This is a genomic window from Pseudacidovorax sp. DMC4, assembly GCF_056314265.1.
In genome coordinates, this window is sequence record NZ_JBQUYR010000006.1 from 373,480 (window position 1) to 389,225 (window position 15,746).

Annotated in this window: 15 protein-coding genes; 9 read left to right on the top strand and 6 right to left on the bottom strand. The window is 69.1% G+C overall.

Features of this window, described 5'->3' with window-relative positions; genetic code table 11:
- Positions 1-9: 9 nt before the first annotated feature.
- Entirely contained in the window at positions 10-870 is an 861-nt protein-coding gene (locus ACT54X_RS13925) for an SDR family NAD(P)-dependent oxidoreductase (protein WP_476347080.1), read from the bottom strand.
- Between the two features lie 98 nt (positions 871-968).
- Between ACT54X_RS13925 and ACT54X_RS13930 the strand changes: the two genes are divergently transcribed.
- Together ACT54X_RS13930 and ACT54X_RS13935 are read left to right on the top strand one after the other, a co-directional pair.
- Positions 969-1,868, top strand: coding sequence for a helix-turn-helix domain-containing protein (locus ACT54X_RS13930; RefSeq protein WP_476347082.1), 900 nt, complete (start codon positions 969-971; stop codon positions 1,866-1,868).
- A gap of 112 nt (positions 1,869-1,980) precedes the next feature.
- Positions 1,981-2,736: a 2-keto-4-pentenoate hydratase gene (locus ACT54X_RS13935; protein ID WP_476347084.1), complete on the top strand. Its 756-nt coding sequence runs from the start codon at positions 1,981-1,983 to the stop codon at positions 2,734-2,736.
- 105 nt (positions 2,737-2,841) lie between these two features.
- Here ACT54X_RS13935 and purT read toward each other — a convergent pair whose 3' ends face one another.
- Positions 2,842-4,062, bottom strand: a complete 1,221-nt coding sequence (gene purT, locus ACT54X_RS13940) for a formate-dependent phosphoribosylglycinamide formyltransferase (RefSeq protein ID WP_476347086.1) — start codon at positions 4,060-4,062, stop codon at positions 2,842-2,844.
- Positions 4,063-4,235: 173 nt separating this feature from the next.
- Between purT and ACT54X_RS13945 the strand changes: the two genes are divergently transcribed.
- From ACT54X_RS13945 to ACT54X_RS13955, 3 genes are all read left to right on the top strand, one after another.
- Positions 4,236-5,393, top strand: coding sequence for an acyl-CoA dehydrogenase family protein (locus ACT54X_RS13945; RefSeq protein ID WP_476347088.1), 1,158 nt, complete (start codon positions 4,236-4,238; stop codon positions 5,391-5,393).
- Between the two features lie 185 nt (positions 5,394-5,578).
- Entirely contained in the window at positions 5,579-5,995 is a 417-nt protein-coding gene (locus ACT54X_RS13950; RefSeq protein ID WP_476347090.1) for a hypothetical protein, read from the top strand.
- Positions 5,992-6,228, top strand: coding sequence for a DUF3820 family protein (locus ACT54X_RS13955; RefSeq protein WP_294367650.1), 237 nt, complete (start codon positions 5,992-5,994; stop codon positions 6,226-6,228). The genes ACT54X_RS13950 and ACT54X_RS13955 overlap by 4 nt, the downstream gene beginning before the upstream one ends.
- An 11-nt stretch (positions 6,229-6,239) precedes the next feature.
- Here the strand turns inward: ACT54X_RS13955 and ACT54X_RS13960 are convergent, their stop codons facing one another.
- The 3 genes from ACT54X_RS13960 to ACT54X_RS13970 are packed head-to-tail and all read right to left on the bottom strand — an operon-like array spanning position 6,240 to position 8,940.
- On the bottom strand, positions 6,240-6,527 hold the full coding sequence (locus ACT54X_RS13960; protein WP_017759720.1) for an addiction module antidote protein: 288 nt from the start codon (positions 6,525-6,527) through the stop codon (positions 6,240-6,242).
- A gap of 1 nt (position 6,528) precedes the next feature.
- Positions 6,529-6,819: a type II toxin-antitoxin system RelE/ParE family toxin gene (locus ACT54X_RS13965; RefSeq protein ID WP_476347092.1), complete on the bottom strand. Its 291-nt coding sequence runs from the start codon at positions 6,817-6,819 to the stop codon at positions 6,529-6,531.
- A gap of 51 nt (positions 6,820-6,870) precedes the next feature.
- Positions 6,871-8,940, bottom strand: a complete 2,070-nt coding sequence (locus tag ACT54X_RS13970; RefSeq protein ID WP_476347094.1) for an NAD(+) synthase — start codon at positions 8,938-8,940, stop codon at positions 6,871-6,873.
- Between the two features lie 257 nt (positions 8,941-9,197).
- Between ACT54X_RS13970 and bamA the strand changes: the two genes are divergently transcribed.
- Both bamA and ACT54X_RS13980 read left to right on the top strand, forming a co-directional pair.
- The gene (gene bamA / locus ACT54X_RS13975; protein ID WP_476347096.1) at positions 9,198-11,612 is read left to right on the top strand and encodes an outer membrane protein assembly factor BamA; all 2,415 of its coding nucleotides are present in this window, start codon (positions 9,198-9,200) and stop codon (positions 11,610-11,612) included.
- 13 nt (positions 11,613-11,625) lie between these two features.
- On the top strand, positions 11,626-12,096 hold the full coding sequence (locus ACT54X_RS13980) for a hypothetical protein (RefSeq protein ID WP_476347098.1): 471 nt from the start codon (positions 11,626-11,628) through the stop codon (positions 12,094-12,096).
- Positions 12,097-12,217: 121 nt separating this feature from the next.
- Here ACT54X_RS13980 and ACT54X_RS13985 read toward each other — a convergent pair whose 3' ends face one another.
- The gene (locus ACT54X_RS13985) at positions 12,218-13,207 is read right to left on the bottom strand and encodes a Bug family tripartite tricarboxylate transporter substrate binding protein (RefSeq protein ID WP_294367642.1); all 990 of its coding nucleotides are present in this window, start codon (positions 13,205-13,207) and stop codon (positions 12,218-12,220) included.
- Positions 13,208-13,442: 235 nt separating this feature from the next.
- Here ACT54X_RS13985 and ACT54X_RS13990 point away from each other — a divergent pair, with 235 nt between their 5' ends.
- Both ACT54X_RS13990 and ACT54X_RS13995 read left to right on the top strand, forming a co-directional pair.
- On the top strand, positions 13,443-13,931 hold the full coding sequence (locus ACT54X_RS13990) for a tripartite tricarboxylate transporter TctB family protein (RefSeq protein ID WP_294367641.1): 489 nt from the start codon (positions 13,443-13,445) through the stop codon (positions 13,929-13,931).
- 19 nt (positions 13,932-13,950) lie between these two features.
- Positions 13,951-15,468, top strand: a complete 1,518-nt coding sequence (locus ACT54X_RS13995) for a tripartite tricarboxylate transporter permease (RefSeq protein ID WP_076507225.1) — start codon at positions 13,951-13,953, stop codon at positions 15,466-15,468.
- The last annotated feature ends 278 nt before the right edge of the window (positions 15,469-15,746 follow it).

Sequence of the window (15,746 nt, forward strand, 5' to 3'; positions counted from 1 at the left end):
AATGTCTCCTTATTGCTTGTTGAAACCAGGGCGAGGGACCATGTCCATCAGCATGTTGGCCATGCCGCCGTCGACGAGGATCTCCGCGCCGTTGACATAGGCCGAGCGCGGGCTGGCCAGGAAGAGCGCGACATCGGCGATGTCCTCGGGCTCGCCGATGCGGCGGCTGGCCGTCATGGCGGCGCGTCGGGCCTCGAAGCCGGGCTCTTCGTAGAACTTCGCGGACAGGGCCGTGCGGATCATGCCGGGCAGTACCGCATTGCTGCGCACCCCGTGCGGACCCCACTCCACGGCCAGTTGGCGCGACATCAGCAGCACGCCAGCCTTGCTGGCGCTGTAGGCCCCGCTGCCGCTCTGCGGAAAGCGGCCCGAGATGGAGGCCACGTTCACGATGCTGCCGCGGCCGGCCGCGCGCATGTCCGCGCCGAAGGCCCGCGCGCACAGCAGGTAGCCGCCCAGGTTGATGCCCAGCACCTCGTTCCATTGCGCCAGGCCCACGTCGGCCAGGCCGCCGGCACGCAGCAGGCCGGCGTTGTTGACGAGCACATTGCAGGGGCCGAGCACCTCGCGCACCTGCGCCGCCGCGGCACCGACGGCAGCCTCGTCGGCGATGTCGCAGGCGATGGCCAGCGCCTGCGCATCGAAGTCCTGCTGCAGCCGCCGCGCCATGGCGGCGCAGCCCTCGGCGTCGCGGTCCAGCAGGGCCACGCGCGCACCGGCCTGGGCCAGCGCACGGGCGATGGCGGCACCGATGCCGCTGGCCGCGCCGCTGACCACGCAGACCTGCTGCGCGAGCCCCAGCCAGTGGGCGGATGCGCCGGCCGCAGCGGGCGAGGCGGTGGACGGATGGGCCGTGGAAAGGGCCGTCATGGCGATGTCTCCTGTTGTCGTGATGCCGAGGGAATTCTGGGCGTCGCCACCGGCCATCGCTTTGACGATTCCAGCCAAGACCCGGACAATTCCGGCGCATGGCGCGCGCGATTCCCAACTACTCGCTCTATGGCGACCAGGCCAGTCCCGGTTGGCTCGCGAGCTTCGACTTCGAGTGGATCCCGCAACGCTCGAAGCCCTACAACTGGGACATCCAGCCCCATACGCACGATGCCTTCCTTCAGCTGCTGGTGCTGCAGCAGGGCCGCGTGCGGGTGCTGGTGGACCACGAGCGGCTGGAGGCCGAGGCGCCCTGCCTGGTCCTCGTTCCCGCACAAACCGTGCACAGCTTCCGCTTCTCCGAAGACACCGACGGCCCGGTGGTGACGGCCGCGCAGCGGCCCCTGGAATCGCTGGCCGACCTGGTGATGCCGGCCCTGCGCGAGACGCTGCGCACGCCGCAGCTGATGCCGCTGACGGCCGACGAGCTGGCGCGGCTGATGCCGCTCTTCCACGCCATCGAGGCCGAGCACCGGCTGGCCGACACGGGCCACACCGCGGCCGGCATGTCGCTGCTCACGGCCCTGCTGGTGCAGGTGGCGCGACTGCACCGGCTGAAGAAGGAACACCTGGCACGCCCGCGCTCGCGCCGCGCCGAGCAGATCGAGACCTTCCGCCGCCTGGTCGACGCGCGCTACCGCGAGCACCTGCCGGTGCCCGCCTATGCCGAGCTGCTGGGCATCACGGCCGGACAGCTCACGCGGCTGTGCCGAGAGGTGCTGGGGCTGTCGAGCCTGGACGTGATCAACGCTCGCCTGCTGCACGAGGCGCAACGCGAGCTGATCTACACGCCCAACAGCATCAAGCAGATCGCCGTGAGCCTGGGCTTTGGCGACGAGGCCTACTTCGGCCGCTTCTTCCGCAAGCACAAGGGGTTGACGCCGCGCGAGTACCGGGCCCAGGCGCTGGCGGAATGGTCCGAGGACGCAGCCGGCTGAGGTCGAACGCGGCCGCAACGTGGCTTTCCCGCGCGGCCATCCCGCGGGGCTGGGCTTGCAGAGGCCGGCATACTCGCCGGCTGCCCTGTTCATTCATCGCACCGCTGCTTCCATGACCGCCATCACCGACCTCGGCCAGCAACTGGCCACCGCCTTCACCGCTGCCCGCCGCATTGCACCCACGTGCTGGCTACCGACCCATGCCGCCGAGGCCTACGCGGTGCAGGACGCCATCCTCGCCCACCTGGGCAGCAGCATCGGAGGGTGGAAGGTCGGCGCGCCCAATGCCGAGGCCGAGCCCAACTGCGCACCGCTGCCTGCGTCCGGCATGCACGCCTCCGGCGCCGTGCTGCCGGCCGCGCGTTTCGCGGCGCGCTGGGTCGAGCTGGAGGCCGCCCTGCGCGTGGGCAAGCTGCTGGAAGTGCGGCAGGACATGCCCACGCCCAACGAACTCGCCAGCTTCTTCGACGCCGTGGTGCCCACGATCGAATGCGTGGAAAGCCGCCTGGCCGCCGGCCGCGAGGCACCCGCGCCGCTGCGGCTGGCCGACCTTCAGAGCCACGGCGCGCTGGTCGTCGGCGAGGCGGCCCCGCTCGCCCCATCGGCCCTGGACCTGCGCACCCTGCAGGCCACGCTCAAGTTCGGCGATGCCGAGGCGGCGCGCACCACGGGCGGCAATCCGGCGCAGGACGTGTGGCGGCTGGTGGGCTGGCTGGCCCGGCATTGCACCGAGCGTGGCGTGCCGCTGGCGCCCGGGCAGATCGTCACGACGGGCTCGTGCACGGGGCTGCTGGCAGCGCCCGTGGACACCGACGTGGTCGGTGCCATCGAAGGGCTGGGCGAGGTGCGGCTGCGCTATTCGGCCTGAGGCGCGCCGAGCGTCAGCGCCAGGACGGGCGCAGCCCCTGCGCCATCGTCACGACCTGGCGATGAACCGGCCAGCCACGCGGCCCGTTCGGTGCGGCGAGAAGGATCAGTCCGCCACCCGCGGCTTGACCTTCCCCGCCGCCTCCTTGGCCCGCGCGCGGGCCGTGTCCACATCCTCCGCATGGGCCAGCGCCACGCCCATGCGGCGCTTGACGAAGCTCTCCGGCTTGCCGAAGAGGCGCAGGTCGGTGCCGGGCACGGCCAGGGCCTCGGCCACGCCGTCGAAGACGATGCCGGTGGCATCCACGCCGCCGTAGATGACGGCGCTGGCGCCGGGGCTCTTGAGCGTGGTGTCCACCGGCAGGCCCAGGATGGCGCGGGCGTGCAGCTCGAATTCGCTCTGCCATTGCGTGGCCAGCGTGACCAGGCCGGTGTCGTGCGGGCGCGGGCTCACTTCGCTGAACCACACCTCCTCGCCCTTGACGAACAGTTCCACGCCGAACAGGCCCTGGCCGCCCAGGTCGGCCGTCACGCGCTCGGCGATGTCCTGCGCCTTGCGCAGCGCCTCGGGGTACATGGGGTGGGGCTGCCAGCTTTCGACATAGTCGCCGCTGACCTGCAGGTGGCCGATGGGTGCGCAGAACTGCGTCTGCACCTGGCCATCGGCGCCCAGGGCGCGCACCGTGAGCAGCGTGATCTCGTAGTCGAAGTCGATGAAGCCTTCGACGATGACGCGGCCCTTGCTCACGCGGCCGCCGGCCATGGCGTAGTCCCAGGCCTTCTGCACGTCGGCGGGGCCGTCGATCTTGCTCTGGCCCTTGCCGGAGCTGCTCATGACGGGCTTGACGATGCAGGGGTAGCCGATGCCCTGGCCGCCGTCCTTGCCGTCGATGGCGGCCTGCAGCTCGGCCAGCGAGTCGCAGAAACGGTAAGGGCTGGTGGGCAGGCCCAGCGTCTCGGCGGCGAGGCGGCGGATGCCTTCGCGGTCCATGGTTAGGCGCGCGGCGCGGGCGGTGGGAATCACGCGCACCAGGCCGGCTTCTTCCAGCTCTTCGAGCTTGGCGGTGGCGATGGCCTCGATCTCGGGCACCACCAGATGCGGCCGCTCGGCCGACAGCAGTGCTTCGAGCTGGTCGGGGTCGCTCATCGTGATGGTGCGGGCGCGGTGCGCCACCTGCTGGCCGGGGGCGTTGTCGTAGCGGTCGACGGCGATGGTCTCCACGCCCAGACGCTGCAGCGCGATCAGCACTTCCTTGCCAAGCTCGCCGGAGCCCAGGAGCATCACACGGGTGGAGGAGGGGGACAGAGGAGTGCCGAGGCGGGTCATGGGCGTGCTTTCGGGGGCGGAAACGCAGAAGGCCGCAATGGTAGCCACGGCCCCGTCGGCGCGGCCCGGGCAGCCACTTGGCACAAGCCTCCCGGGCGGCCCGCTTCTAGAGTGGTATGCCCGCCGCGCACCACCGTGCGCGCGCCAGAAGGCCGACAGGAGACACCCGCGCCATGCAATACACGCACGAGCACCAGGAGATCCGCAAGACCCTGCGCCGCTACATCGACGAATCCATCAATCCGCAGGTCGATGCCTGGGAAGAGGCCGAGATCGCCCCGTTGCACGAGATCTTCAAGGGCCTGGGCGCCCTGGGCCTGCTGGGCCTTAACAAGCCGGAGGAATACGGCGGCGGCGGGCTCGACTACAGCTATGCCATGGCCATGGCCGAAGAGCTGGGCCATGTGCGCTGCGGCGGCATTCCCATGGCCATCGGCGTGCAGACCGACATGTGCACACCGGCCCTGGCGCGCTTCGGCAGCGAGGAACTCAAGCGCGAGTTCCTGGCGCCGGCCATCGCGGGCGAGCAGGTGGGCTGCATCGGCGTGAGCGAGCCCGGTGCCGGCAGCGACGTGGCCGCCATCCGCAGCACGGCGCGCAAGGACGGCGACGACTACGTCATCTCCGGCCAGAAGATGTGGATCACCAACAGCCTGCAGGCCGACTGGATGTGCATGCTGGTCAACACCAGCGACGGCCCCGTGCACCGCAACAAGTCGCTGGTGATGGTGCCGATGGACCGGCCGGGCATCGAGAAGGCGCGCAAGATCCGCAAGATCGGCATGCACAGCAGCGACACGGGCCTGATCTACTTCGACGAGGTGCGGGTGCCGCAACGCTTTCGCATCGGCGAGGAGGGGCAGGGCTTCATCTACCAGATGCAGCAGTTCCAGGAGGAGCGGCTGTGGGGCGCCGCCAGTTCGCTGCTGCCGATGGAAGAGTGCATCGCCGAGACGGTGCAGTGGGCGCAGGAACGGCGCATGTTCGGCGCCACGCTGGCCGACCAGCAGTGGGTGCAGTTCAAGCTGGCCGAGCTGCAGACCGAGGTGGAGGCCCTGCGCGCCCTCACCTACCGCGCCTGCGACCTGCATGTGCAGGGCGAGGACGTGCTCACGCTGGCCTCGATGGCCAAGCTCAAGGCGGGCCGGCTGACGCGGCAGATGGCCGACACCTGCCTGCAGTTCTGGGGCGGCATGGGCTTCACGCTGGAGAACCGCGTGTCGCGCCTGTACCGCGACGGGCGACTGGCGTCCATAGGCGGCGGTGCGGACGAGGTGATGCTGGGCATCCTGGCGAAGACGCTGGGGATCGCGAAGCGCCCGCCGCGCTGAACGTGGTTGGGAACTGAGCGGGACGATGGCGCCCCGCGGCCGATCTCCCGCGACCGTTCCCGCTGAGCCTGTCGAAGCGCCGCGCCCGGCTTCGACAAGCTCAGCCCGAACGGTTCTGGGTCGATCCGTTGTGGGTCGAACGGTGGTGGGTCGAGCGGTCGGCGCTCCGACCGCACAATGGCCGGATGCCTTTCTCCATTCGCCCGGCTCTCGCGGCACTGATGGCGGCCAGCCTGGCCATGGGGTGCGAGGAACCGCCGCCCCAGCCTACCGAAGCCGCGCTCGCGCTGCAGGCTGCGGGGCCCGACGACATATTCGAGGGCGTGCTGAACGGCCGGCCCGTCCACCTCGTGATCCACGACTGCGCCGTCTATCGCATCGTGTCGATGCAAGGTGCCCAGGTGGCATGGGAGCAGGTGCTGGCGCCGAAGCCCTACTACCCCGGCAACATCCTCACCAGCTGCCAGCGTCATTCGTTGACGGCCGATGCGCAGGGCGTGACGGCCGAACTGGGCCGCATGGCCTTCGGCGCAGGCGGCTGCTGCGCCACGGGCGGCACCTACCGCTCCAGAGATGGCCTGAACTGGACCAAGACCGAATGAAGCCCGAAGACCTCGAACGCCTGGCCACACTGCCCATGCCCTTCGGCAAGCACAAGGGCACCCTCATCGCCGACCTGCCCGGCAATTACCTGGCGTGGTTCGCGCGCGAAGGCTTCCCCAAGGGCGAGATCGGCCGGCTGCTCGCGCTGATGCTAGAGATCGACCACAACGGCCTGCGGCCGCTGCTGGCGCCGCTCAAGCGGGTGCCCGGCCGGCGCACGCCAGGCGGTTGACCCGCGCCAGCTCAACCGGCAGGACGGGCCTCCAGCCGCACGCCCAGCGCCCTGACCACACGCAGCACGGTGTCGAAGCGGGGCTTGGCCCCGGGCGCAAGCGCCTTGTAGAGCGACTCGCGGCCCAGGCCGGCGTCGCGCGCGATCTGCGCCATGCCGCGGGCGCGTGCGATGTGACCGAGCGCCGCCACCAGCTCATCGGCATCGCCGTCCGCCATCACCTGCGACAGGTACTCGGCAATGGCCTCGTCGCTGTCGAGCATCTCGGACATGTCGAAAGCGTGAAGGGTGTCGGGCATCTCAATACTCCTTGGCCATGGTCTGTGCGCGCTGGATGTCGCGCTGCTGCGATGACTTGTCGCCGCCCGCGAGCACGATCACGATCTGCTGCCCGCGCCGCGTGTAGTACACGCGATAGCCGGGCCCGACGTCGACGCGCATCTCTGTCACACCCTCGCCGACGGACTTGCTGTCGCCCGCGTTGCCCGCGGCCAAGCGCTCCAGCCGGCGCGCAATGGCAATGCGGGCGCGCAGGTCGGTGGGGCCGCCAAGCCAGCGTTGAAAGGTGGTGGTGAGCTGGACGTCCAGCATCGCGGAATTGTATCCAATCGAATACGGTCGACCAAAGAGAGCCTGGCGCCCTCACACCTCGTCCGGCACCGTCTTCAGCTCGTCCAGCCACACCCGCGATTCCGAATCGCTGGGCGCGCGCCAGTCGCCGCGGGGCGAGAGCGAGCCGCCGGAGCCCACCTTGGGGGCGTTCGGCACGCAGCTGCGCTTGAACTGGCTGATCTGGAAGAAGCGGAACAGGAAGGTGCCCAGGTGCTTCTTGATCTCGGCCAGGGTGTACTGGTTGCGCTCGCCGTGCAGCGTGTCGGGCCACGGCCCCTTCTCGCGGTCGTGCCAGGCGCACCAGGCCAGGTAGGCCACCTTGGACGGGCGCATGCCGTGACGCACCGTGTGGTACAGGTGGAAGTCCTGCAGCTCGTAGGGGCCGACCACGCTCTCGGTGCTCTGCGCCGGCTCGGCGCCCTGGCTTTCGGCATCCGCCGGCACCAGCTCGGGGCTGATCTCGGTCGAGAGGATGGCCTGCAATACTTGGCTGCCCTCTGCGCCCAGCAGGCCCTTGCCCGCCACCCAGTTGACCAGATGCTTGATGAGCGTCTTGGGCACGCTGGCGTTGACGTTGTAGTGCGACATGTGGTCGCCCACGCCATAGGTGCACCAGCCCAGCGCCAGCTCGCTCAGGTCGCCCGTGCCGGCCACGATGCCGCCATGATGGTTGGCCAGGCGAAACAGGTGGCTGGTGCGCTCGCCGGCCTGCACGTTCTCGAAGGTGACGTCGTACACCGGCTCGCCGCGGCCGAAGGGGTGGCCCAGGTCGGCCAGCATCTGGCGGCAGCTAGGGCGGATGTCGATCTCCTGCGCGGTGCAGCCCACCACGCGCATCAGCGCATGGGCCTGCTGCAGCGTGCGCGTGCTGGTCGCAAAGCCGGGCATGGTGTAGGCCAGGATGTCGCTGCGCGGCCGGCCCAGCCGGTCCATGGCCTGCGCCACCACCAGCAGCGCATGGGTGGAGTCGAGTCCGCCCGAGATGCCGATCACCACCTTGCCGATGCGCGCGGCCTCCAGCCGCTGCACCAGCGACTGCACCTGGATGTTGAAGACCTCATAGCAGCGCTCGTCCAGGGAGCGCGCATCGGCCGGCACGTATGGAAAGCGCTCCACGGTGCGCATCAGGCCGCCGGGCACCTGCGCGGGCGGGGCCAGGTCGAACTCCACCGTGCGCCAAGTCGCGAGCTCGGCCTTGTGGCGGCGGGCGGTCTCGCCGAAGCTGGTCAGGCGCATGCGCTCGTGGGCCAGGCGCTCCAGGTCCACGTCGGCCATCACGATCTGCGCCTGGTTGGCGAAGCGCGCGCCTTCGGCCACCAGATCGCCGCATTCGTAGATCAGCGACTGGCCATCCCAGGCCAGGTCGGTGGTCGATTCGCCGATGCCGGCCGAGGTGTAGAGGTAGGCCGCGATGCAGCGCGCCGACTGCTGGCCCACCAGTTGGTGCCGGAAAGCCGCCTTGCCGATGATGATGTTGGAGGCCGACAGGTTGACCAGCACCGTCGCGCCTGCCAGCGCCGCGAAGCTCGACGGCGGAATGGGCGTCCACAGGTCCTCGCAGATCTCGACGTGCAATGCCAGCAGCGGCAGCTCGCGCGCCCGCACCACGATGTCGGTGCCGAAGGGCACGCGGTGGCCGAAGAGCTGCACATGGTCGGTCACAGCGCTGCCGGCGGCATTGAACTGCCGCGCTTCGTAGAACTCGCCGTAGTTGGGCAGGTAGGTCTTGGGCAGCACGGCCAGCACCTTGCCCCGGGCCACCACCGCGGCACAGTTGAAGAGCCGATGCTCCACCCGCAGCGGCAGGCCGACCACGGCCACGGCATTCAGGTCGCGCGAGGCCTCGACCACCTGGGCCAGCGCCGCTTCGCAGCCATCGAGCAGTGCAGACTGATGGAACAGGTCGTCGCAGGTGTAGGCCGACAGGCCCAGCTCCGGAAAGGCGACCACCGCCGCGCCCTGGGCCTCGGCCTCCCGGTAGAGGCGGATGGTCTCGGCAGCGTTGGAGAGCGGGTCGGCCACGCGGTTGCGCGGCATGGCCACGGCCACGCGGGCGAAGCCGTGGCGGTAGGGGTTGAGGAAGGGCAGGTCGTGCTTCATGGTCGGGACGGCAGGGCGGGCGGTCGGCATGCGCGGCGGGGCGCACAGCCATGCGGTGGGCGGCGCAGGGGCCGCATCGCCAAGCACTCTACGACAACGGCTGCGGCCGAGCGTGGCGGCGGTCGCGCCGCCCTTGTCGGACAAAGGCGGGAGCGCGGCGGCGCGTCATCCACGATTCCTCCCAAGTGGCCGCCCATGATCCGCGCCAAGCCACTCTGGCGACCTGCGCTCCCGGCGCCGGCGCCCCGACCCGATCCATGCGCTTCCTGTTCCGCGGCCGACCGCTGCACGCCGCCCTCGGCGCCTTCGCCCTCTTCGCCGGCAGCCATGCCGCGTGGGCTGCCGAGCCCTTCACCATCCGCGACCTGCGGGTGGAAGGCCTGCAGCGGGTGGAACCCGGCACCATCTTCCATGCCCTGCCCCTGCATGTGGGCGACACCTACACCGACGACCTTGGCTCGGCGGCCATCCGGGCGCTGTACGAGCTGGGCATGTTCAAGGACGTGCGGCTCGACATCTCCGGCAACGTGCTGGTGGTGATCGTGGAGGAGCGCCCGACCATCGCGGGCGTGGACTTCGAGGGCGCCAAGGAATTCGACAAGCAGGCCATGACCAAGGCGCTGCGCGAGGTGGGCCTCGCCGAGGGCCGGCCCTACGACAAGGCGCTGACCGACCGAGCCGAGCAGGAGCTCAAGCGCCAGTACATCGGCAAGGGCTACTACAGCGCCAGCGTGCAGACCACCGCCACGCCGCTGGAGAACAACCGCGTCAACATCAGCTTCACGGTGACCGAGGGCGAATCCGCCCGCATCACCGAGGTGCGGGTGGTGGGCGCCAAGGCCTTCAGCGAGAAGACGCTGCTGGGCCTGTTCGACCTGGATGCCGGCAACTGGATGAGCTGGTACACCAAGTCCAACCAGTATTCGCGCGCCAAGCTCGACGCCGACCTGGAGACGCTGCGCCAGTACTACCTGACGCGCGGCTACATGGACTTCCGCATCGACTCCACGCAGGTGGGGCTGTCGGCGGACCGCCAGTCGGTGACGGTGACGGTCAACATCACCGAGGGCGAGCGATTCGTGGTGGCCGGCGTCCGGCTGGAGGGCGACTACCTCGGCCGCGAGGACGACTTCAAGTCGCTGGTGACGGTGCGGCCGGGCGACTACTACAACGGCGACGACGTCACCGCGACCACGCGGGCCTTCACCGAGCATTACGCGCGCTTCGGCTTCGCCTTCGCCAAGGTGGAGGCCGTGCCGGACGCCGACCGCACCACCGGCCGCGTGACGATGGTGTTCAAGGGCCTGCCGCGCCAGCGTGTGTTCGTGCGTCGCATCCTGGTGGGCGGCAACGCGCGCACCCGCGACGAGGTGATCCGGCGCGAGATGCGGCAGTACGAATCGGCCTGGTACGAGGGCGACAAGATCAAGCTCTCGCGCGACCGGCTGGACCGGCTGGGCTACTTCAGCGACGTGGACATCCAGACGCAGGAGGTGCCCGGCTCGCCCGACACGGTGGACCTGATGGTGGACGTGAAGGAAAAGCCCACCGGCTCGCTGAACCTGGGCGCAGGCTACTCCAGCACCGACAAGGTGACGCTGACCTTCGGCATCACGCAGGAGAACGTCTTCGGCTCGGGCAACTACCTGGGGCTGAACGCCAGCATCGGCTCGTACAGCACCTCGGTGTCGGTCTCGGCCATCGACCCTTACTTCACCGCCGACGGCATCTCGCGCATCATCAGCGTCTACCAGAACACTACGCGCCCGTCGTACGCTGCGGACGGCAACTACAAGCTCACCACGCAGGGCGTGTCGCTGAAGTTCGGTGTGCCCTTCGACGAACTCAACCGGGTGTACTTCGGCCTGGGCCTGGAGCGCTACTCCTTCAAGCCCGGCACCAACGGTGCCTATACGCTGGTCGACGGCAGCTACGTCTACACGGCGACGCCGCAGGCCTACCTGGACTACTTCGAATGCTCAGGCACCGCGCCCAGCGTGGTGTGCGCGCGCGACGCCATCACCGGCGTGCCGCTGACCATCGGCTGGTCGCGCGACACGCGCGACAGCGCCCTGGTGCCCACGCGCGGCACCCTGCAGAACGCCAACGCCGAATGGGGCCTGGCCTCGGGCGCCCGCTACCTCAAGACCAGCTACCAGTACCAGCGCTACCTCCCCATCAGCAAGCAGTACACCTTCGCCCTCAACGGCGAGCTGGGCTGGGCGCGCGCGCTGGGTGGCGACACCTACCCGGTGTTCAAGAACTTCTATGCCGGCGGCCTGGGCTCGGTGCGCGGCTTCGAGAGCAACTCGCTCGGCCCGCGCGACAGCGTGACGGCGGGCGCGCTGGGTGGCCTGCGCAAGGCCATCGTCAATGCGGAGCTGAGCACGCCCTTCCCGGGTGCGGGCAACGACCGCACCCTGCGGCTGTTCGGCTTCTTCGACGCGGGCAACGTGTTCGCCGACCGCACCTCGTCGCTGACGGATGCGCAGTGGAAGGCGCAGCAGAAGCTGCGCGCCTCGGTCGGCCTGGGCGTGAGCTGGCTCTCGCCGCTGGGGCCGCTGAGCCTGGCCTATGCGGTGCCCGTGCTCTACCAGAAGGAAGACACCGCCGCAGGCATCACGGCCGATCGCACCCAGCGCTTCCAGTTCCAGATCGGCACATCGTTCTGAAAGGAGCAATCCGATGACCCGTTCACGACTTCTTGCTTTGCGGCGCCTGGCCGCAGGCGCCACCCTGGCCGCGCTCATGGCGGCAAGCACCCAGGCGCAAGCGCAAGCCCTGCCGCCACAGGCACAGGTGACTGCCTGCGTGGCCCTGGCCGAAGGGGGCTACAGCGTGAGCTACCGCCTGGGCGGCCACGACTACAGCACCTGGATGGCCCAGCCGCCGACCGGCGTGCCGGTGATGGCAGCGCCTGCGGCCACGGCCGACGCTGTCCCATCCACGGTCCCAGTGGAGCCGGGCGTGGTGGTGAGCGGAGCCCCGGTCCTGGTCGCCGCGCCGGCACCGGTCGTGGTGGCCAGCGGCTATGCCGTGGACCCATGGTGGGTGGGCCTGACCGCCCTGAGCGTCGGGCTGGTGCTCGGCGGCGGCTGGCACGGCCCCCATCCCGGCCCGCGCGGCCCCTTCTTCATGCACGGCCCCGGCCGCTGAAGGCCGAGCCCTTCGCCGGCCCGGCCGACGAAAGAGAAGGGGCCGCACGAGTGCGGCCCCTTTTGCTTCTGCCTGGCCGACTGGCGGCCGGAGCGCGGGCGTCCGTCCCGGCCCGCCGGGCTTACTCGATGCGCGCGCCCGAGGCCTGGACGATGCCCTTCCACTTGGCCACGTCGTCCTTCACCAGCGTGGCGAACTCGGTGGTGGACATGGCCTGGTACTCGGCGCCCTGCTCGTGGATGGCCGCCTGCACGTCGGGACGGGCCAGCAGCTTGTTGACCTCGGCATTGACCTTGTCGACCACCGGCCTGGGCGTGCCGGCCGGCGCAAAGATGCCATACCAGGTGCTGACGTCGAAGTCCTTGCCATAGCCGAGTTCGGCCACGGTCGGGATGTCGGGCAGCGAGGTGCTGCGCTTGGCCGAGGTCACGGCCAGCGGGCGCAGCTTGCCGGCCTTGATCTGCGCGATGGCCGAAGGCAGCGACGAGACCAGCAGGTCCACGTTGCCGGCCAGCACGTCCATCATGGCGGCGTTGCTGCCCTTGTAGGGCACGTGGCGGATCTGGATCTTGGCGGCGGTCTTGAAGATCTCGCCGGCCAGGTGGATGGTGGTGCCATTGCCGGGCGAGCCGAAGGTGACGGCATCGGGCTGGGCGCGGGCGGCCTCGACCACATCCTTGAGCGTCTTGAAGCGCGATTCGCTGCGCACCACGATCACCACCGGCGTGTAGGCCACATGGGCCACGGCCGTGAGGTCCTTCACCGGGTCGTAGCTCAGGTTCTTGTAGAGCCAGGGCGCGACGACCATGTTGTCCTTCTGCCCCATCACCAGGTCGTAGCCCGTGGGCTGGGCCCGCGCCGCCTCGGCGATGCCGATGGTGCCGCCCGCGCCGCCGCGGTTGTCGGGCACCACCGTCCACTTGCTGACCTCGGTGAGCTTGTTGGCGACGAGGCGCGACAGGATGTCGGTGCCGCCGCCGGGCGGGAAGGGCACGATCAGCCGGATCGGCTTGGCCGGCCAGTCGGACTGGGCGAAGGCCGGGGCGCCGGCCAGCGCAAAGCCGGCTGCGGCAAGGGAGGAAGCGACGAAGTCGCGGCGGGTGGCAGTCATCTCAGTCTGTCTCCAGTCAGGAAAAAAGCGCCGACCTGACGGCTCGGCGCACGAAAAAACGCTACGACTTTCATAGCGAAAGAATCAATCTCAACAATGCCTCGTCTTCCGTTCGATTCCCCTCGATGTGGAGACTGCTTACGCGCTTATCCCTACACATCAAGTCAGCCCATGGTCAGCCTCGGGCGACGACCCTCGCCCCCGTTTCAACAAGGACTCGTGGAGAAGCAACGAAATGGCCATCAAAAGCCAGGCTGACTTTTTTTCCGGTGTGATGTTCATGGCCGTGGGCGCAACGTTCGCGGTCGGCTCCACCAACTACACCATCGGTGACGGGGCCCGCATGGGCCCGGGTTATTTTCCGCTCATGCTGGGGGTGCTGCTCGCGCTCATCGGTGCGGTGATCTCGCTGCAGGCCATGGTGGTCGAGACCACCGACGGCGGCAAGATCGGCCGCTGGGCCTGGAAGCCACTGGCTTTCGTGCTCGGCGCCAACCTCGCCTTCGGCGTGCTGCTGGGCGGCCTGCCCAGCATCGGGCTGCCGGCCATGGGGCTGATCATCGCCATCTTCGCGCTGACCATCATCGCCAGCATGGCGGGCAACCAGTTCAATCTGCGCGACTCGCTGATCCTGGCGGTGGTGCTGGCCGTGGGCAGCTACCTGGCCTTCATCGTGGCCCTCAAACTGCAGATCCAGGTGTGGCCCACCTTCATTTCGGGCTGATCGGGAAAGAACGACAACCATGGACTTCAACCTGATCTCCAACCTGGCCACGGGCTTCGGCGTCGCCGTCACCTGGACCAACCTTCTGTACTGCCTGATCGGCTGCATCCTGGGCACGCTGATCGGCGTGCTGCCGGGCATCGGCCCGGTCGCGACCATCGCCATGCTGCTGCCGGCCACCTATGCGCTGCCACCGGTGTCGGCGCTGATCATGCTGGCGGGCATCTACTACGGCGCGCAGTACGGCGGCTCGACCACCGCCATCCTGGTGAACCTGCCGGGCGAATCGTCGTCGGTGGTCACCTGTATCGACGGCTACCAGATGGCGCGGCAGGGCCGGGCGGGCCCCGCGCTGGCGGCGGCCGGCCTGGGCTCGTTCTTCGCCGGTTGCGTGGGCACGATCATCCTGGCCGCCTTTGCGCCGCCGCTGACCGAGCTGGCCTTCAAGTTCGGCCCGGCCGAGTACTTCAGCCTGATGGTGCTGGGCCTGATCGGTGCCGTGGTGCTGGCCTCGGGCTCGCTGCTCAAGGCCATCGCCATGGTGGTGCTGGGCCTGCTGCTGGGCCTGGTGGGCACGGACGTGAACTCCGGCGTGGCGCGCTTCAGCTTCGACATTCCCGAGCTGACGGACGGCATCGGCTTCATCGTGGTGTCGATGGGCGTGTTCGGCTACGGCGAGATCATCGGCAACCTGTCGCAGGGCGAAGAGGAGCGCGAGGTCTTCACCAGCAAGGTGACCGGCCTGTGGCCCACCGGCGACGACTTCAAACGCATGGCCCCGGCCGTGCTGCGCGGCACGACGCTGGGCTCGGCCCTGGGCATCCTGCCGGGCGGCGGTGCGCTGCTGGCGTCCTTCGCCTCCTATGCGCTGGAGAAGAAGCTGAAGATGTCGCCCGGCGAAGTGGCCTTCGGCCGCGGCAACATCCGCGGCGTGGCGGGCCCCGAGTCGGCCAACAACGCCGGTGCACAGACCTCCTTCATCCCGCTGCTGACGCTGGGCATTCCGCCCAACCCGGTGATGGCGCTGATGGTGGGCGCGATGACCATCCACAACATCCAGCCCGGCCCGCAGGTGATGACCAGCAACCCCGAGCTGTTCTGGGGCCTGATCGCCTCGATGTGGCTGGGCAACCTGATGCTGATCATCCTGAACCTGCCGCTGATCGGCATGTGGATCAAGCTGCTGAAGGTGCCGTACCGCCTGCTGTTCCCGGCCATCGTGCTGTTCTGCGCCATCGGCGTGTACTCGACCAACAACAACACCTTCGACGTGTGGATGGTGGCGATCTTCGGCTTCATCGGCTATGTGTTCATCAAGCTGCGGGTGGAACCGGCGCCGCTGCTGCTGGGCTTCATCCTGGGGCCGATGATGGAAGAGAACCTGCGCCGTGCGCTGCTGCTGTCGCGCGGCAGCTGGAGCGTGCTGGTGACGCGTCCGATCTCGGCCGGCCTGCTGGTCGCCGCCCTGGCACTGCTGACCATCGTGCTGCTGCCAGCGGTGAAGTCCAAGCGCGAAGAGGCCTTCGTGGAGGAGTGACGCGCTGCTTCTTTGGAGCGGGCATGGGTCGCCATGCCAGCTTCCTTCCGGGGCCCTTGATGGGCCCCTTTTCGTTTTCGGCCCTTGGGCTGGTTGGGCTGGTTGGGCTGGTTGGGCTGGTTGGGCTGGTTGGGCTGGTTGGGCTGGTTGGGCTGGTTGGGCTGGTTGGGCTGGTTGGGCTGGTTGGGCTGGTTGGGCTGGTTGGGCTGGTTGGGCTGGTTGGGCTGGTTGGGCTGGTTGGGCTGGTTGTGCTGGTTGGGCTGGTTGGGCTGGTTGGG